Annotated in this window: 15 protein-coding genes; 8 read left to right on the top strand and 7 right to left on the bottom strand. The window is 65.8% G+C overall.

Annotated elements, in window-relative coordinates; genetic code table 11:
* Positions 1-16: 16 nt before the first annotated feature.
* From GRI38_RS07090 to tsaD, 4 genes are all read right to left on the bottom strand, one after another.
* A complete protein-coding gene (locus tag GRI38_RS07090) occupies positions 17-1,738 on the bottom strand; it encodes a vWA domain-containing protein (RefSeq protein ID WP_160682157.1) in 1,722 nt (573 codons plus the stop codon).
* Positions 1,739-1,823: 85 nt separating this feature from the next.
* A complete protein-coding gene (locus GRI38_RS07085; protein ID WP_237487374.1) occupies positions 1,824-3,386 on the bottom strand; it encodes a lipopolysaccharide biosynthesis protein in 1,563 nt (520 codons plus the stop codon).
* A complete protein-coding gene (locus tag GRI38_RS07080; protein ID WP_160682156.1) occupies positions 3,383-4,369 on the bottom strand; it encodes an NAD(P)H-dependent glycerol-3-phosphate dehydrogenase in 987 nt (328 codons plus the stop codon). The genes GRI38_RS07085 and GRI38_RS07080 overlap by 4 nt, the downstream gene beginning before the upstream one ends.
* Positions 4,366-5,400 carry a tRNA (adenosine(37)-N6)-threonylcarbamoyltransferase complex transferase subunit TsaD gene (gene tsaD, locus GRI38_RS07075; protein WP_160682155.1) on the bottom strand — a complete coding sequence of 345 codons (1,035 nt, stop codon included), beginning with the start codon at positions 5,398-5,400 and terminating at the stop codon, positions 4,366-4,368. The genes GRI38_RS07080 and tsaD overlap by 4 nt, the downstream gene beginning before the upstream one ends.
* 45 nt (positions 5,401-5,445) lie before the next feature.
* On the opposite strand from tsaD, the gene hemC reads away from it, so the two are divergent.
* The 3 genes from hemC to GRI38_RS07060 are packed head-to-tail and all read left to right on the top strand — an operon-like array spanning position 5,446 to position 8,075.
* Positions 5,446-6,387 carry a hydroxymethylbilane synthase gene (gene hemC / locus GRI38_RS07070; protein ID WP_160682154.1) on the top strand — a complete coding sequence of 314 codons (942 nt, stop codon included), beginning with the start codon at positions 5,446-5,448 and terminating at the stop codon, positions 6,385-6,387.
* Positions 6,384-7,076, top strand: a complete 693-nt coding sequence (locus tag GRI38_RS07065; protein WP_337191248.1) for a uroporphyrinogen-III synthase — start codon at positions 6,384-6,386, stop codon at positions 7,074-7,076. Before hemC ends, GRI38_RS07065 begins: the two co-directional genes overlap by 4 nt.
* A gap of 45 nt (positions 7,077-7,121) precedes the next feature.
* Positions 7,122-8,075, top strand: coding sequence for an MICOS complex subunit MIC60 (locus GRI38_RS07060; protein ID WP_202389848.1), 954 nt, complete (start codon positions 7,122-7,124; stop codon positions 8,073-8,075).
* 5 nt (positions 8,076-8,080) lie between these two features.
* Here the strand turns inward: GRI38_RS07060 and GRI38_RS07055 are convergent, their stop codons facing one another.
* Positions 8,081-9,304 carry an FAD-dependent monooxygenase gene (locus GRI38_RS07055; RefSeq protein ID WP_160682153.1) on the bottom strand — a complete coding sequence of 408 codons (1,224 nt, stop codon included), beginning with the start codon at positions 9,302-9,304 and terminating at the stop codon, positions 8,081-8,083.
* 46 nt (positions 9,305-9,350) lie between these two features.
* Here GRI38_RS07055 and GRI38_RS07050 point away from each other — a divergent pair, with 46 nt between their 5' ends.
* Positions 9,351-11,441, top strand: a complete 2,091-nt coding sequence (locus GRI38_RS07050) for a protein-disulfide reductase DsbD family protein (protein ID WP_160682152.1) — start codon at positions 9,351-9,353, stop codon at positions 11,439-11,441.
* Here GRI38_RS07050 and GRI38_RS07045 read toward each other — a convergent pair.
* Together GRI38_RS07045 and uvrB are read right to left on the bottom strand one after the other, a co-directional pair.
* Entirely contained in the window at positions 11,438-12,037 is a 600-nt protein-coding gene (locus GRI38_RS07045; protein ID WP_160682151.1) for a hypothetical protein, read from the bottom strand. The two genes, GRI38_RS07050 and GRI38_RS07045, sit on opposite strands and share 4 nt — an antisense overlap.
* A gap of 105 nt (positions 12,038-12,142) precedes the next feature.
* A complete protein-coding gene (gene uvrB / locus GRI38_RS07040) occupies positions 12,143-14,329 on the bottom strand; it encodes an excinuclease ABC subunit UvrB (protein ID WP_160682150.1) in 2,187 nt (728 codons plus the stop codon).
* 114 nt (positions 14,330-14,443) lie between these two features.
* Between uvrB and GRI38_RS07035 the strand changes: the two genes are divergently transcribed.
* The 4 genes from GRI38_RS07035 (at position 14,444) to GRI38_RS07020 (ending at position 18,382) form a co-directional block, all read left to right on the top strand.
* Complete coding sequence (locus GRI38_RS07035; RefSeq protein ID WP_160682149.1) at positions 14,444-15,043, top strand: DUF3617 family protein; 600 nt, start codon at positions 14,444-14,446, stop codon at positions 15,041-15,043.
* Positions 15,044-15,089: 46 nt separating this feature from the next.
* A complete protein-coding gene (locus GRI38_RS07030) occupies positions 15,090-15,863 on the top strand; it encodes an esterase/lipase family protein (protein ID WP_160682148.1) in 774 nt (257 codons plus the stop codon).
* Between the two features lie 82 nt (positions 15,864-15,945).
* Positions 15,946-17,373 carry a circularly permuted type 2 ATP-grasp protein gene (locus GRI38_RS07025; protein WP_160682147.1) on the top strand — a complete coding sequence of 476 codons (1,428 nt, stop codon included), beginning with the start codon at positions 15,946-15,948 and terminating at the stop codon, positions 17,371-17,373.
* A 64-nt stretch (positions 17,374-17,437) separates the two neighbouring features.
* On the top strand, positions 17,438-18,382 hold the full coding sequence (locus GRI38_RS07020; RefSeq protein ID WP_160682146.1) for an alpha-E domain-containing protein: 945 nt from the start codon (positions 17,438-17,440) through the stop codon (positions 18,380-18,382).
* The last annotated feature ends 27 nt before the right edge of the window (positions 18,383-18,409 follow it).

The following is an 18,409-nucleotide window of genomic DNA, read 5'->3' as shown; positions in this document are numbered from 1 at the left end:
TTGCGCTTGGGCAAAGTCAGGATTGCGCTTCGGCCGCCTTGACCAGTTCGAGGAATTCCTGCCGCCAGTAATTGCTCTGCTCGCCCGCCGTCGCGACGATATCGTCATAGTCGAAGCCGTTGAGCAGCGTATCTCCGCGCAGGCGTTGTCCGAACGCGGCGACCGCTGTCGCAAAGGCGAAATCGCCAGTCGGTCTCGCCGCATTGCGGAGCGCGCTCGCGGGCAGCGTGTATTCGACGAGGCGCGAGGTTTCGCCATCGGGCAGCTTGTAGCGCAGCTTCACATGAGCGGCCTCGGCAAGCTTGTCCTGCGCGCGTTCCGGCACCTCGCCGTAGCGGCGCGGAGCGACCCAGCCCTTCGCGCCGGTCGGCACGACCTCGTAGATGGCCGTCACCTGATGCCCTGCGCCGATGTCGCCGGCATCGACCGCGTCGTTGTCGAAATCTTCCTCCCGCAGGGCGCGGTTCTCGTAACCGATGAGGCGATACTGGCTGACGACGGCGGGGTTGAATTCGACCTGGATCTTCACATCCTTGGCGATGGTGAACAGGGTCGACGACATCTCGTCGCCCAGCACCTTCTTCGCTTCCAGCGCGGTGTCGATATAGGCGTAGTTGCCGTTCCCGTGATTGGCGATTTGCTCCATCATCGCCTCGTTGTAATTGCCGGCGCCGAAGCCGAGCGTGGTCAGCGTCACGCCGCTGTCGCGCTGCTTCTCGACCATTTCGACGAGCGCGTCCCTGTCCGGCACGCCGACGTTGAAATCACCGTCCGTCGCGAGGATTACGCGGTTGACGCCGCCTTCGATGAAGTTGTCGCGCGCGATGTTGTAGGCCAGCTGGAGGCCCGCGCCCCCGGCGGTCGAGCCGCCCGCCTGAAGCTGGTCGAGAGCGTCCCTGATCTTGCGCGTGTCGTTGGTCGGTTCGAGAACAAGTCCAGCAGCCCCGGCATAGACGACGATGGAAACGCGATCGTTCTCGCCCAGTTCGCCAGCGAGGCCGGCGAGCGCGGTCTTCACCAGCGGCAGCTTGTCCGGCTCGTCCATCGAGCCTGAAACGTCCATCAGAAAGACGAGATTGGCGGGAGGCCGGTTCTCGCGGGCGATGTCGTAGCCGCGCAAGCCGATCCGCACGAGACGCGTTTCCTTGTTCCACGGAGAAGCGGCAGCGGCGAGATCGACGCTGAACGGCTGCTCGACCGTATCGGGCCGATCGTAATCGTAGCGAAAATAGTTGATCATTTCCTCGGTCCGCACCGCATCCTGCGGCGGCATCTGTCCGAGCGTCAGGAACCGGCGCGCATTGGCATAGGCTCCTGTATCGACATCGACCGAGAAGGTGGAGACCGGCTCCGCCATGGTCAGTTTGACGGGCGAAACCTCTTCCCCGTCATAGCGTTCGCGGCCCGGATCCTGCGCAACCCAGACCGGCGGGACATAGCGCAGTGCGGCGGACTGCGCTTCGACGGCGGTAACGGGAGGCGCGGCATTCGGAGTCGTCCGCACGACCGAACTGCCGGTCACGACGATGTTCGCCGCCTCGCTCGCCTGTCCGGGAGCCGGGGGAGGGGGCGGCGGAGGAGGAGGAGGGGCTGGAGGCGGGGGCGGGGAAACGCTTGCCTGATCGCCGCTCGTATCGGCTCTGCTGCCGGTCGTAACGACCTCGCCGTTCTGACTGGCGGCGCACCCGGCCATGAGTGCTAGCAGCGAAATCGCGAATACGGGTTTCGTGACGGACATCGATCATCTCCCCTTTTTGACGGAAATGAAATAATGTCTCGCGGGTTGAACGGCGTCTGAACGTGCCAGGCGCGCGACGAATGGTTCAGCCAGGCAGGGTCGGCTTGGGTGGCAGGGCGTCGGCGCCGGCATTGCCCCCGCCCATGTCGCGCTTGAACAGGACGCGATCCTCCGGCCCGAAACCGCGCCGCCAAATGACCCAGCCATAGGCAAGCAGGATCGCCGGAATGCCGAAGGCGAGTTCGGCCCACTCGGGAAGATAGGTTGCAAGATAACCCACGACCACGGCCGGTGCGGCGGCATAGACCAGCGCCCAGCGCCAGTTATTGACCCCGTGCCCGAGGATCCGCGACAGCAGCCGCGCCTTGACGAGCGAGGCGATGCCCAGTGAAATCGCCAGCGCGATGGCCGCCCCTGCCGCCTTGAACTCGTCGCCATAGGGCGAACGTTCGACGATCATCATGGCCGCGACCGTCAACGATGCCTGCAGCGCGATCGTGCCGAGCGAGATCCACAGGTTCTTGACCCGCGCGACATAGACGAGCGCCGCCTCCGAAACGACGGCAGTCGCGGCGACCACCTCTGCGGCAAGGAGGAAGGCGAGCGCGCCCGTCCCGCCGACGAAGGCCGGACCGACGAGGCCCATCACCGCCTCGCCCGGTATGCCGAGCGCTAGTGCGATGCCTGCCTGCGCGGCGATGATCCAGAAACCGACCTGGCGAACCTGGCTGGCAATGGCTGCGTAATTCTTCGTCTTGAGGTTCTTGGTGATGACGGGACCGAGGATCGGCTCGAAACTGGTCTTCAGCTTCTGCGGCAGGCTCGCGACCTGCTGCGCGACGTAATAGACGCCGACGGCGGCGGGCGAAGCGAAGAACCCGAGGATGAGGATGTCGACGCGGCGCGTTCCCCATTCCACCGCATCGGCCGTGGCGAGCGGCAGGGCGCGGATTGTCTGGCGTGCGAGCTTGACCGGCTGCGGGCGCCACTGGGCAGGCTTGCCGTAGGAGCGAAAGAACGACCAGAAGCCGGTCGCGAGCCCAGCGAAGATCGACGCGATGTAAGCCAGCGACAGGCCCGCTTCGGGAATGACGTAATAGAGGACGCCCGCCATGATCGAGATTGTCCACGGCTCCACGATGGCGCGGGCCCGCACGGTCGTCGCGATGTCGTATTTATAGGCCTGTGCGGCGAGGACGATTTCGGTCAGCGCATAGGCCGGGATGGCCGTCACCAGCAGCTTGTCGAGCGTCGTATATTCGCCGCTTGGAAACATCGGAGCAGGCACGAACCACAGGAACACCGCCGCCAAGGTGCTGAAGAACAGGGCGAGGAGCATCCCGTCGAAGACGAGGTTGGTCGGGTGTTCCTGTCCTTCCGACAGGCGCTGGGCAAGGCCGCGCTTCTCGCCCAGCGAACAGATCAGGGCAACGAGTTCGACGACGACGAGCGCGCTGGCGAACCGGCCGAGCGCGTCGGCCCCGTAGAGGCGCCCGGCAATGAAAAGGAACGGGATGCGCGCCGCAAGCCGCAACAGGAAGCCGAAGAAATTGGTCCGCCCACCCTTTGCGAGGGCGTTCATGTCGTCCTCTTGCTGCGGCTGCGGCTGCGTGAGGGGCTGCCCGTGGGGCGGGACGGGATCGCTCATGCGCGGTTTTCGCTGGTCAGCGGGCGTGCCAGCAACCCGGCGACGATCTCCCGCGCGTCGCTTCCGCCGAGCAGGTCGCGGACCGCTTCGGCAATGGGCATGGAAAGATCGTGCTCATGCGCCAGATCGACGAGGATCGGGGCGGTATGTGCGCCTTCCGCAACGGTGTGCCGGTCGTGCATGAGCTCGGCAAGCTCGCGCCCTTCGCCGAGCGCCTTGCCGAGCGAGAAGTTGCGGCTCGCCGTGCTGGTGCAGGTCAGCACGAGATCGCCCATGCCGCACAATCCGGCCAGCGTTTCGCGCCGTGCGCCGAGCGCATCGCCGAACCGCTGCATTTCGGCATAGCCGCGCGCGATAAGCGCCGCGCGCGCATTCTGGCCGAGCGCCAGCCCGTCGACCACGCCGCAGGCGATGGCGAGCACGTTCTTCATGGCGCCCGCGACTTCGGCACCGATCACGTCCTCGCTGTAATAGGGGCGAAAGGCCGGGCGGGCGATCGTCGCGGCAAGGCGTTGCCACTGTGTGCGTCCGCCGCTGCAGGCAAGCGTAACCGCGGTGGGCAGTCCTGCGGCGACCTCATGCGCGAAAGTCGGTCCCGACAGCACGGCGATCGCGCTGTCGGGCGCGATGTCGCGCGCCACGTCGTGCATCATCCGGCCCGTCCCCGCCTCGATCCCCTTGGAACACAGCACCAGATCGCGCGGAAAGACGCTCATGCGCTGCATCACCTCGGCCATGTGCTGCGCCGGTGTGACGAGCAGCAGGACGTCCAATGCCGTCATGCGGGGCAAGGCATCGGTCGCCTCGATCGTGTCCGACAGCGTAATGTCTGGCAGATAGAGGGGATTGTGCCTCTCGGTATTGATGGTCGCGGCAAGCTCAGGATCGCGCGTCCACAACAGGACGTCGCGTCCGTCGCTCGCCAGCATCTGCGCAAGGGCCGTGCCCCACGCGCCGCTGCCCAGCACGCCGATATTGCTCACGCCTTTACTCCTGCGCCGCGCGCCGCCTCGGCTTCGGGATCGAGCGGCCAGCGGGGGCGGGCGGCGATGTCGAGCGGATCGCTTTGCCCCAGCGGCAGACGTTCGCAGCCCGCCCAGGCGATCATCGCGGCATTGTCCGTGCACAGGGCGAGCGGGGGCGCAGTAAAGGTCAGGTCGCGCTGCCTTGCAAGCTGCTCGAGCGCCGACCGTATGGGTCCGTTCGCCGCGACGCCCCCGGCAACCACCAATGTTGAGACTTCGCCGCACCGTGCCAGCGCATGGTCGAGCCGGTCGAGGATGCAGTCGATCGCGGCCGCCTGGAAACTCGCCGCGATGTCGGCCAGACTATGCTCGCCGGATTGGTGCGCGCGCAGGACTGCGCTCTTCAGTCCTGCAAAGGAGAAATGGGGTTCCGCGCTGCCTTTCATCGGGCGGGGCAGGGGGACCGCCGTCGCATTGCCCGAGCGCGCCAGTCGCTCGACCGCCGGGCCGCCGGGATAGCCGAGGCCAAGGATTTTTGCGGTCTTGTCGAACGCTTCTCCGAGCGCATCATCGATAGTCGTCGCGAGGCGGCGATACTTGCCGACGCCCTCGACCAGCACGATCTGGCAATGTCCGCCCGATACGAGCAGCAAGAGGTACGGGAAGACGACGTTTTCATCGGCGAGGCGCGGGGACAGAGCGTGTCCCTCGAGATGGTTGATCGCCATCAGCGGCACGCCGCTCGCCATTGCGAGTGCCTTGGCGCTGACGAGCCCGACCATGACGCCGCCGATCAGGCCCGGTCCGGCAGTGGCCGCGATCGCATCGCATTCAAATAGTTCAATGTCGGCATCGGCCAGCACTGCCTCGATCATCGGGGCAAGGCGTTCGGCATGAGCGCGCGCGGCGATCTCGGGAACGACGCCGCCATAGGGCGCGTGGGCTTCGTCCTGCGAAGCGATCCGCTGGGCAAGGATGCGCCGGTCGCTGGCCACGATTGCGACCGCCGTCTCGTCGCAACTCGATTCTATTCCAAGGACGATCCCCATACGGCTTCCCCTGAACCAGATGCGCGGCTAGGGCAAGCATCCGCCATGACCGACACGCCCGCATCCCGCCCGAAACTCAGGCTCGGCACGCGCCGCTCTCCGCTTGCGATGGCGCAGGCGGAAGAGGCTGCCCGCCGACTGTGCGAGGCGCATGGCTGGTTGGAGGAAGCGGTCGAACTCGTGCCCGTCATCGCCAGCGGCGACAGGATACAGGACCGCCCCCTCGCAGAGATCGGCGGCAAGGCGTTGTGGACCCGCGAACTCGATATCTGGCTCGATGAAGGGCAGATCGACGCCGCGGTCCATTCGATGAAGGACGTTGAGACGATCCGGCCCGACAGCCTCGTCATCGCAGCGATCCTGCCGCGCGCCGATGTCGCGGACCGGCTGCTCGGTGCGGCGTCCGTCGCACAGCTCGAACCGGGAGCGGTCGTCGGCACGAGCGCACCCCGCCGTGCGGCGCAGCTGCTCCACCACCGGCCCGACTGCAAGGTCGTCACCTTCCGCGGGAACGTCGCGACGCGCATGGCGAAGCTGGCGAGCGGAGAGGTCGACGCGACCTTCCTTGCCGCAGCCGGCCTCGATCGGCTGGGCGAAAGCGGCGTGGGCACGCGCCTCGATCCCGAAGACTGGCTGCCTGCCCCGGCGCAGGGCGCGATCGGTCTCGAATGCCGCGCTGATGATGCAGAGACGCGCCGCCTGCTCGATGCAATCGACGATGCGGCCAGCCATGTGCGCGTATCCGCCGAGCGGGCGCTGCTCGAAGGCCTGGGCGGCACCTGCCATAGCCCGGTCGCCGCGCTCACTCTCAAATCGGGCAGCGAATGGACACTGCGTGCCGCGATCTTCAGCGAGAACGGTGCGTCGCGGATCGACGGCGAATGTCGTTTCGCCACAGACAACTTTGACGAGGTCCGCGCTCTGGCCGCCGACATGCTCGCGCGCGCACCGGCCAATATCGCCGCCTTGTTCGCCGGGCGATTGTGAGCCTTCCCTGCTTCGTCATTCGCGGTGAGCCGGGCGCGACAGCGACCGTGAAACTGGCGGCGCGATCCGGCCTCGAACTGCGCGCCTTCCCGATGTTCGAAGCGCGCAGCGTGCAATGGGACGTTCCCGAGCTCGCCGCTTTCGACGGGCTGCTCGTCGGTAGCGCCAATGTCTTTCGCCACGGCGGCGATGGATTGCGCGAACTCGTTCGGCTGCCCGTCCATGCAGTGGGCGAAGCGACTGCCGCCGCCGCCAGCTCTGCCGGGTTTGTCGTCGAGACCTGCGGCATGGGGGGCTTGCAATCGGTGGTCGACGGGCTTGCCGGAAAAAGTCCGCAACACCTGCTGCGACTGGCCGGCGAAAGCCACCTGTCGCTCGACCTGCCGCGCGGCATCACCATTGAGACCCGCGTCGTCTATCGCATCGCGGCCCTGCCCATGCCGAGCAGCCTGCGGGATGGGTTGCGCGATGGCGGCGTCGTCATGCTTCATTCGGCGGATGCGGCAGTTCATTTCGCGCAAGAATGCGACCGGCTCGGCCTTGATCGGGGTGCAATCACGCTCGCCGCCCTCGGACCGCGCATCGCCGACGCGGCGGGTTCAGGTTGGCGCAAGGTGGAAAGCGCAGGGGATCCCCGTGACGCCGCATTGCTGGAATTGTGCGTCCGAATGTGCGAAACCAACGATTGATCGAACACGAGCCACGCGCAGGGGCGGTGGCCGAACGGGAATTGCATGGAATACGAACACGACAATTTTGTGAAGAAGACGGCGAAAAAGCCTTCCTTGAGGCCGGTGATCTATGCCGTCCTCGTCGCATTCCTGTTCGGGCTGATCATCGCTGCCTACGCCGTGCAGTATTACAACGACAATCCGGAAAAGTTCGGCCTTGCGCAGACCGATACGACGACTGCGCCGGCCAGCGAGGGACAGACGTCGGAAGAAAGCGGCATTCTTGCCGATCTCGTCGGTTCGGACGAGGACGAAGCGCAGCCGAGCGGCGTTTACGAAGACGTTCCGAGCGAGGCGATCGACCGGGTGGAGGAGCAGCAGGGCGGCATCGACCAGCGGCTCGCCGCGGCGGAGCAGCGACTGGCCCGGCTCGATCTGCAATCGCAGGCGGCTGCCGGGAATGCCGCGCGCGCCGAAGGGCTCCTGATCGCTTTCGCGGCGCGTCGTTCGCTGGAGCGCGGCGCGGAACTCGGCTTTCTAGCGGATCAGCTGCGCCTGAGGTTTGGCGATGCATTGCCCAATGCGGTTTCGACAGTCATCTCCTTCAGCCGCGACCCGGTGACGATGGACGAGCTTATCGCCCGGCTCGAAATGATGGGTCCCCAGCTTTCCGAAAGCGATGCGCCGCCCTCATTCGCGAGGATGCGGCGCGAACTCGCCTCGCTCTTCGTTATCCGCCGCGACGACACCCCCAGCTCGCGTCCCCAACGTCGGTTGGAACGCGCCCGCCTGTTCCTCGAAAGCGGCCGGGTCGAACCGGCAATCGCGGAAGTGCGCAACCTTCCCGGTGCGGAGCGCGGACGCGGCTGGATCGAGGCGGCGAGCCGCTATGCCGAGGCGCACCGGGCGCTCGATCTGATCGAGACCTCCGCCGTCCTCGAACCCCGCCGCCTGCGCGACGGAGAGGGCAACAGGGTAGAGCAGCCGAGCCCAGTCGAGGCCGACAACGCGGGCTGAACGCCTCAGGCGACGAGCAGGTCGGGCATGTCGCCGCTGACGCCGCGGGCCTCGTCCATGAACCAGTCCTTGAGCACGGGCAGCCGCTGAACCCCGGCCATGCCGAAGCGCCGCACCGCCGAGGCCGTCTCGCCCGGAACGCCGAACAGCCGCGTCAGACCGTCCGTAGCGAGCGCGACCATGAACGCGTCGAGGCCGCGCCAGCGCTCGTAACGCGCCAGCCCCTGTGCTTCGCCCGGTTCGAGGCCGAGGCGCAGATTGTCGTCGAGCACCTGTACCAGTGCACCGACATCGCGCAGACCGAGGTTGAGCCCCTGACCCGCGATCGGATGAATGCCGTGAGCCGCATCGCCGACCAGCGCCAGCCGCTCTGCCGTGATGGTCGCGGTATGATGGAAGCCGAGGGGATAGGACGAGCGCGGTCCGACCCCGGTGATGGCGCCGAACAGCCTGCCCATGCGCTTTTCCACTTCGGCGGTGAACGCCCGGTCGCCCAGCTTGAGGACACCGGCCGCATCGCGTTCCGCAACCGTCCAGACGAGCGCGCTGCGATGCGTGCCGTCGGCATCGTCCTTGAGCGGGAGCAGTGCGAAAGGCCCGGCGGGGTAGAAGATCTCCCACGCGACCTGCCCGTGCGGCTTCTCATGCGTCAGTCCGGCGATGATGGCGCGATGGTCGTATTGCCAGTTGGCCATCGCGATGCCGGCATCTTCCCGCGTGGGCGAGCCGCGTCCCTCCGCGCCGATCATCAGGCTCGCTTCGAGCTCTTTGCCATCAGCGAGCCGAACCGAAACGCCATGTTCGCCGCGGCGGCGTTCGATGACGCCGGCCCTCGCATGCCAGTGGATGAGCGGCTCGTCCTTCGCCGCTTCGAACAGCGCGAGGCGCAAGGTGCGATTGGCGAACATCCGGCCAAGCGTGTCGGCGGGATCGTCGGGGACGAAGTCGAGCTGTCCCGGCTTCAGCTGATCGCTCACCGCGATCTTCGAAATGGGCGAGGCGTCGGCTTCGAGCCGCTGCGCCAGTCCGATATTGGTGAAGAGGTTCCAGCTTGCGGTCGATATGGCGGAGGCGCGTCCGTCGAAACCTTCTGCGGTCAGATCGGCGGGATCGGCGCGATCGACGACATGGCTCGTCATGCCCTTCTTCGCCGCAGCGAGAGCGAGTGTCATGCCCACCAATCCGCCGCCGAGGATCAGGAGATCGCGTCTGTCCGATGTGTCGCTCATGACTGCCTCATTGTCGCTTAATGTGTTCCGCCCTAAAGGGTGCGCCATGCAGCTGGCAAGGCAATTACGGGCGCAACGGTTCTGGGCCGTCTGGCTGGCCTGCTGGCTCGTCCTGCTGGCCGCGCTGGCCCCTTCGCCCGCGAACGCACAGGCCGGGCGAGCCAACAACATCACGGTCGAACTGGTGCCCGCCGAAGTGCCGCGAGCGGGCGAAACCTTCCTCGTCGCATTGCATTTTCAGCCCGTCTCCGAAGAATGGCACGGCTACTGGTCCAATCCGGGCGATGCTGGCATCGGCATGGAACTCGACTGGGACTTGCCGCCCGGCTGGCAGGCGGGCGTGCCGCAATATCCCGTGCCGCAGCTGCTCGAGATTTCGGGGCTGATCAATCATATCTACGAAGGCGACTACGCCGTGCTCGTGCCGATTTCCGTGCCGGAAGGAGCGCGAGCACCGGCGAGCCAGACCATTCGCCTCGCGGCGGATTACCTCGCTTGCACGGACAAGATCTGCGTGCCCGAATCCGCGCAGCTCGCGACGTCCTTCGACGAGCTGGCCGAGCCTGACCGCTTCGCCGAGTGGCAGGGTGCGATCGCCCCGCTGATAGACAGCACTGCGCGGTTCGAGACGGCGCGCGGAAGGCTGCGCCTCGCCATACCGCTGCCCGCCTCGCTGAGGCTCGATGCGCCGCATGTTTTCGTCGGCAACCGCGAACTCGTACAATATGGGGCGCGACAGGACTTCTATCGTGAGGGCGACCTGCTGGTGGCCGAGATCCCTCTCGCCGACAGCGCGGTTTCACAAAATGGCGCGGTCGAAGGCATCCTGTCTTTCGGCAGCGGGCAGGAAAGCGGCGTGCGCTTCATCGCAGAGCCGGGCGAGGTGCCGGGCGATCTGCCACCTCTCGATCCGGCGCGCGAGCAGACGGGCGGGGCGCTCGCTCTTCTGCTGCTGGCGGCAATGGCCGGCGGTCTCGTTCTCAACGTCATGCCCTGCGTATTCCCGATCCTCAGCCTGAAGGCGCTGTCGCTCGCTCGGTCCGGCGGCGCAGCAGGCGAGGCGCGCGGAGAGGCGCTCGCCTATACGGCGGGGGCCGTCCTCGCCTGCGTGGCTCTCGGCGGATTGCTGCTCCTTCTGCGCGCGGGGGGAGAAGAAGTCGGCTGGGCCTTCCAGTTGCAGGAACCCGGCGTCGTCGTCGCGCTCCTCGTCTTGGCGAGCGTCCTTACCGCCAATTTCGCCGGGCTGTTCGAGTTTCCCGGCCTGCCGATCCGTGGCAGCGGCAAGCCTGCCAACGCCTTCGTGACCGGGCTGCTCGCCGCTTTCGTCGCGACGCCGTGCACCGGTCCGTTCATGGCCGCCGCGCTGGGCGCGGCACTGCTCCTGCCGCCGGCATCCGCCCTGTTGCTGTTCGCGAGCCTGGGGCTGGGACTAGCGCTTCCCTTCCTCCTGCTGGGCTTCGTGCCCGCGTTGCGCCGCCGCCTGCCTGCACCGGGTCCGTGGATGGAGCGGTTCCGCCGCTGGATGGCATTGCCGATGGGGTTGACGGCGCTCGCCCTCGTCTGGCTGACGACCCGCATCGGCGGACAGGGCTTTGCGTTGATCGCGATGGTGCTGCTGTTCGGCGTCCTGCTGGCCTTTGCCGTCTTCGGACGGCTGCAACGCGCGGGTAAGCTCGCCTGGCCTGCGCTAGCCCTGATCGCCGCGCCGTTCCTTATCTTCGCGGGATTCGCCTTTCCGGCAAGCTATTCGCAGCAAGCCATCGCCGGCGAAGCGTCACTCCTATCTCCGCAGGATTTTGGAACCGAACGGCTGGCCGAAGCACGCGCTTCGGGCAGGCCCGTCTTCGTATGGTTCACCGCCGACTGGTGCCTCACCTGCAAGGTCAACGAGCGGGTCGCGATCGAGCGCGAGGCGACGCGCGCGGCGTTCGAAGCGGCGGGCGTCGTTGCGATAAGGGGCGACTGGACCCGGCGCGATCCGGAGATCACGCGCTTTCTTGCAGAGCGCGGGGCGGCGGGCGTGCCGCTCTATCTGTGGTATCCGGCGGGCGGCGGCGAGCCAGAGCAACTGCCGCAGATACTGACGCCGGACATGCTGCCCGAACTCGCCGAAAGTGCTGCGCCGCCGCGCAACTAGTCGCGCACTGCGATATCCTGTTCAATGCCGGCTTCTTCCTCGCCGACGCCTTGCGCCTTTTCATTCGCGATGCACCGCGCGATCAGGCGGGCCGGCAGAGGATCGGCGGGCAGTTCGAGCGAACCGCCGCCCGGTACGGTCGCCTCGATCCGGCGCGGCCCGGCGAACATCTCGAGATCCTCGTCCTCGAGCGGGACATCGCCTTCCCACACGTTGCGCGCACCGCGAGGGGTGGCATCGACCTTCCACCGTGCGATATGGCCGTTGCCGATAACCGCGATGAGCGCTTGCGCGCCGTCCTCCACGGTGTTGAACCGCGTCAGGCGAATGACCGGCCCGTCTTCGTTCTCGCTGCAGGCAAGCGCGAACAGCGGCGGCGTGCCCGGCTCGCCGAACACCACCCGCTCAGGGGCTTCGGCGTCGCCTTGCGTGGGCACCCAGACGGCGTTCGTCGTATCGGGCGAGGCGATGGGCGGCAGCACCGTATCGGTCTGTGCAACCTCGCGGTCGCGCGCGGCGTATTTGTCGGTGGCGGGGGGACTGCAGGCGGCCAGCAAGGCGCAGCACAGCAGGGCGACCCGGAAACGTGCATTCATGCAGCGCTCAATGCGCGTTGCGATGCCCGCGCGCAAGAGGTTCGGAGGGACGAACCCATGGACTGAGTGGGTGCGGCCAGTTTTGACCGTTTGCCTACGCCGCTCTTACCTCTTCCATTTCCGCTGCGTCTTGCCGTAGCGGGTCTTGCGCGTACCGGGCCGCCCTTCGGTCGACTTGCCCCGGACGGGCGCTTTCTTCTCCGTATCGGGCAGGCCGAGTTCGTCGTCCTCCAGCCGGCGGATCTCGTCGCGCAACCGTCCGGCTTCCTCGAAATTCAGGTCCGCCGCTGCATTACGCATCCGCTTTTCCAGATCCTCGATATAGGCGCGCAGATTGTGCCCGACGAAGTTGTTCACTTCCTCGTCGCCGGTATCGACCGTCACCCCGTCGCCCGCCGCCGAATGAGCGACGATGTCGGCGATCTGGCGCTTGATGGTCTGCGGCGTGATGCCGTGTTCCTCGTTGAAAGCGCGCTGTTTCTCCCGCCGACGCTCGGTCTCCGCCATCGCGCGTTCCATGCTGCCCGTTATGCGGTCGGCATACAGGATGACCTTGCCGTCGACATTGCGGGCTGCGCGCCCGATCGTCTGGATGAGCGAGGTCTCGGAGCGGAGGAAGCCTTCCTTGTCGGCATCGAGGATGCAGACGAGGCCACATTCGGGAATGTCGAGCCCCTCGCGCAGCAGGTTGATCCCGACGAGCACGTCATAGACGCCGAGCCGCAGGTCGCGGATCAGTTCGATACGCTCCAGCGTCTCCACGTCGGAATGCATGTAGCGGACCTTCACGCCCGCCTCGTGCATGAATTCGGTGAGGTCCTCCGCCATGCGCTTGGTGAGCGTGGTGACGAGCGTGCGATAGCCTTTCTTCGCGGTTGCGAGACATTCCTGGATGCAGTCCTGTACCTGATCCTCGACCGGGCGGATCTCGACCGGCGGGTCGATGAGGCCGGTCGGGCGGATGACCTGCTCCGCGAAGACGCCGCCCGTCTGCTCCATTTCCCAGCCGCCCGGCGTCGCGGAAACGCAGAAGGTCTGCGGGCGCATCGCGTCCCACTCGTTGAAGCGCAAGGGGCGGTTGTCGATGCAGGACGGCAGACGGAAGCCGTATTCCGCCAGCGTGATCTTGCGGCGGTGGTCCCCGCGCGCCATCGCGCCGATCTGCGGCACGGTCTGGTGGGATTCGTCGACAAAGAGCAATGCGTTTTCGGGCAGATATTCGAACAGGGTTGGCGGCGGCTCGCCCGGCAGACGGCCGGTAAGGAAGCGCGAATAGTTTTCGATCCCGTTGCAGCTGCCGGTCGCGGCGATCATTTCGAGATCGAAATTCGTGCGCTGCTCCAGCCGCTGGGCTTCGAGAAGCTGCCCTTCAGCGTGAAGTTCCTTCAGCCGTTCTTCCAGCTCGAACTTGATGGCCTGCGTCGCCTGCTTCATCGTCGGACCGGGCGTGACGTAATGCGAGTTGGCATAGACGCGCACGCGGTCGAGGACGGTGCCCTTCTTGCCGGTCAGCGGGTCGAACTCGCTGATTTCCTCGATCTCGTCGCCGAAGAAGCTGATGCGCCAGGCGGTGTCGTCGTAATGAGAGGGGAAGATTTCGAGATTGTCGCCGCGCACGCGGAAATTGCCGCGCTGGAAAGAGGCGTCGTTGCGCTTGTATTGCAGCGCGACGAGCTTGCGGATGAGTTCGCGCTGATCGACGCTTTCGTCCTTCTTGATGTCGAAGATCATGGCCGAATAGGTCTCGACCGAACCGATGCCGTAGAGGCAGGAAACCGAGGCGACGATGATGACGTCGTCGCGTTCGAGCAGCGCACGCGTGGCCGAATGGCGCATCCGGTCGATGGCCTCGTTCACCGAGCTTTCCTTCTCGATATAGGTGTCGGAGCGCGGGACATAGGCCTCGGGCTGGTAATAATCGTAATAGCTGACGAAATACTCGACGGCGTTGTTCGGAAAAAAGCTCTTGAACTCGCCGTAAAGCTGGGCGGCAAGGATCTTGTTCGGCGCGAGGATCAGCGCCGGGCGCTGCAATTCCTCGATGACCTTCGCCATCGTGAAGGTCTTGCCCGAACCCGTCACGCCGAGCAGCGTCTGCGTCTGTTCGCCTTCCCTCGCGGCGGCGACGAGTTCCTGGATCGCGCGCGGCTGGTCGCCGGCAGGCATGTAGTCGGAGACGATCTCGAACTTCCTGCCCGGCATCGATTTTTCGGGGCGGGCTGGCTTGTGAGGAGTGAATTCGCCGGTCGTGTCGGGTTCTTCGAGGCCGCGCCTGATGATGAGTTCGCTCATGCCGCCTTATATGGGCGCGGCGGGGCGCGCTGCAATGCTGCGGTGACAGTCCGGCGCGATGCTGTTACGCATTCACATGGCAGCGCAAGCAGACGAAACAGGGAGACGGACGTGATGAACAAGACGAACTCGCAAGCGAGGGGCAGCACGATGGCGCTGGCTACCGGCCTGGCGCTCGTCCTTGCCGCCTGCGGCTCGGCGGACGAGGCGGAGACCGATCCTGCGCTTGGCGGCGACACCGCCGCGGCCTCGGGCGAAGCGTTGAGCGATGACGAACTGATCGCCGCCGGGCGGGAAATTACGCGGCCCGAACCGGGGCAGTATCGCTCCGAAGTGGAACTCGTGAATGTCGATATTCCGGGCGCTCCGCAGGCGCAGGTCGACATGATGCGGCGCATGTTCGCAGACAGCGCCAGCACCACGACCGAATATTGCATCACGCCCGAGGATGCGGAGCGCGGCTTCGAGGAAATGGTGCGCGGCGGCCAGCGCGGCGATTGCGAGTTTCAGAAATTCGACACGGCGGGTGGCAATATCGATGCCGCGATGACCTGCCAGCACGGGCAGGGGACGGCCAACATCACCATGCAGGGCGAGGCGACCGCCACGACCTCCGACATGACGATGACGATGCGGCAGGATGGCGGTGAAATGGGCCGCGTCAGCATGACGATGAACGTCAAGCATCGCCGGATCGGCGATTGTCCCGCCTGACTGCTCTTCAGCAGGCATTCAAGCCTCGTTTGCGAGACGGGTTCGCATGACCGAGCCACGATCGCAGAACGAGGGCGTCACCGATTATCTGACCGCTGCCGAACTCACGCGGCGGCTGGCGCTGGCGCGCGAGCCGGTCGATACCGAGGCGACCGGTCCGCGACTGAAGCTGCTGATCGGCGAATTGTCCGCGCTCGCAGAACCGCTCGTCAGGCCCTTTCGCCAGATCGACATCCCGCCCGCCGTCTATCCGCAGACCGTCATGCTGCTACCCGGCTTTGCGACCCATCCGACCCGGATGCGCTACATGGCGCGGGCGCTGGAAACGGCAGGTCATCGCGTCAAGCGCTGGGGTACGGGGTTCAATCTGGGCGCCACGGCGGAAAAGCTGGCGATCGTCGAGGACCGCCTGCTCGACCTGCATCGCCGTTTCGGCAGGCGGGTCGTGCTCGTCGGCTGGAGCCTCGGCGGACTATATGCGCGCGAAGTCGCCTGCCGTCATCCCGGCGCCGTCGCGAAGGTCGTGACGATGGGCACGCCCTTTTCCGGCGACATCCGCGCGAACAACGCTTGGCGCGTCTATCAGGCGGTGGCGGGTCACAGCGTCGATGCGCCGCCGATCGACCGCAGCTGCGATCCCAAGCCTCCGGTCGAGACGGTCGCGCTGTGGAGCCCGCGCGACGGCGTCATCAGTCCGCGAAGCGCCTGCGGCCTGCCATCCGAGCGCGACCGGGCGATCGCTTTGCGCTGCACGCATATCGGCTTCGTGCAGAGCCGCGAGGCGATCGAGGCAGTTCTCGGGGAACTTGATAAAGAGTAGTTCTTTAAGTTCATGACGGGATTGTTTCGGACCGCCCAGCCGGGCCGGTCGCCAGCTTCCATATCCCGGTGCGAAAGGGCTCATGGACGGACCAGACGAACAATTCGACGAAATGCACGGACCAGCCGGCTCAGTGCGTGAGGCTTATACCGACTATGAGCAGTGGTATTCGCAGCAGGATGCCCACTTCCTTAATCGCAAGCACAAGGACGCCGAACACAGTTTCCGGCGGACCGGCATCACCTTCAACGTCTATGGCGAGGAAGCGGCCGAGGAACGGCTCATCCCCTTCGACATGGTGCCGCGGATCATCACGGCGGCGGAATGGCGGCGCCTGACGCGCGGCATCGAACAGCGCGTGCGCGCGCTCAACGCGTTTATGTACGACCTCTATCACCGGCAGGAGATCGTCCGCTCGGGACGCCTGCCGCAGCGCCTCCTCCAACAGAACGACGCGTGGCTGCCCAACATGGTCGGCTTCACCCCGCCGGGCGGCGTCTATACCCATATCGTCGGCATCGACCTCGTGCGGACCGGGCCTGACGAGTTCTATGTGCTGGAAGACAATGCCCGCACCCCCTCGGGCGTCTCCTACATGCTCGAGAATCGCGAGACGATGATGCAGATGTTCCCCGAGCTGTTCATGCAGGTCGGGGTGGAGCCGGTGTCGAACTATCCGCGCCGGCTGGCGACGAGCCTTGCCGCCTGTGCGCCGAAGATGACCGAGGGCCGCCCGACGGTCGCGGTGCTGACGCCCGGCATCTACAACTCGGCCTATTACGAGCACGCATTTCTTGCCGACCAGATGGGCGCGGAACTGGTCGAAGGCAGCGATCTGCGGGTCATCGACGGGCGCGTCGCGATGCGCACAACGCGAGGCTACGAGGCGGTGGATGTGATCTATCGGCGGGTGGACGACGAGTTCCTCGACCCGCTGACCTTCAATCCCGACAGCGTGCTCGGCGTGCCGGGCATCATGGACGTCTATCGCTCCGGCGGGATCACCATCGCCAACGCTCCGGGTACGGGCGTCGCCGACGACAAGGCGATCTATTCCTTCATGCCGGACATCGTCGAGTTCTATACCGGCGAGAAACCGCTGCTGCCCAATGTCGAGACGTGGCGCTGCGCCGACGAGGAGGATTGCAAATACGTGCTCGACAATCTCGCCGACCTCGTCGTGAAGGAAGTGCACGGTTCGGGCGGCTACGGGATGCTGATCGGACCGACGGCCACCAAGAAGGAGATCGAGGAATTCAGGAAGAAGCTGCAGGAAAACCCGCACGGCTACATCGCCCAGCCGACCCTGTCGCTGTCGACCTGTCCGATCTTCACCGATGCGGGCCTCGCCCCGCGCCATGTCGATCTTCGTCCCTTCGTCCTCGTCTCGCCCGACACGGTCGACATCACTCCCGGCGGGCTGACCCGCGTCGCCCTCGAGGAAGGTTCGCTGGTCGTCAATTCGAGCCAGGGCGGCGGGACCAAGGATACCTGGGTGCTGAAGGACTGATGATGGCGACAGCGAAACTCACCACGCCCGAAGCGCGAAAGGCACACGGAAAGGCGGTCCCCTCATGCTAGGTCGGACGGCGAACGGAATCTTCTGGATGTTCCGCTACCTCGAACGGTCGGAGAACATGGCGCGCCTGCTTGAGGCGGGGCTGCGCATGGCCCTGACGCGGGACATCGTCAGCAGCGAGGACGAGTGGCGCTCCGTCATCGCTGCTGCCGGACAGCGGCAGGCCTTCGAAGCGCAGCACGCGACCTATACCGGGGTGCAGGCGTGGAACTTCATCCTGCGCGACAAAGCGAACCCGATGTCGATCCTGTCCATGTTCGAACTCGTGCGGACCAATGCGCGGCTTGCCCGCAACGCGATCAGCGGCGAACTGTGGGAAGCGATCAACGACAACTGGATGCAGATCAGTGACCTCCTCGCAAAGCCGGTCGGGCAAAGCGACGTCGCCGAGGCGGTAACGGTCATCAAGCGTGCCGGAACCCTTGCACACGGCGCGATGGTCGGCTCGATGCTGCGCGATCACGCCTATCATTTCGCCCGCGCCGGCACGATGGTCGAGCGTGCCGATGCCATCGTGCGCATTCTCGACATCAAGTATTACCTGCTGCTGCCCGCATTGTCCTATGTCGGATCGAGCCTCGATACGAGCCAGTGGGACCAGGTCCTGCGCTCTGTATCCGGCGACCGCGCCTATCGCTCGCTCAATGCCGGACAGATCGACGCGCGCGGGATCGTGGAATTCCTCGTCTTGGACGACCGTTTCCCGCGCAGCCTCGCCTTCTGCCATTCGGCCCTGCGCGAGGAACTCGCCGCGCTCGCCCGCCTGCACGGCGGAGAGGGGCAGGCGAACCGGATGATGCGCGAGGCCGACATCCGCCTGTCGAACCAGAGCATCGAGGACATCTTCGACAAGGGCCTTCATGAATTCCTGCTCGACTTTTCCGCGACCAATGCTGCCATCGGCCAAGCGATTTCCAACGATTACCGCTTTCTCGCCTGAACGCGCCGCCAACCCGGGACACCTGTC

Origin of the sequence: Parapontixanthobacter aurantiacus (genome assembly GCF_009827635.1) — a bacterium.
GTDB lineage: Bacteria > Pseudomonadota > Alphaproteobacteria > Sphingomonadales > Sphingomonadaceae > Parapontixanthobacter > Parapontixanthobacter aurantiacus.
The sequence above is the reverse complement of the archived record's forward strand: the minus strand, read 5'-3'. Positions and strand labels throughout refer to the sequence as shown.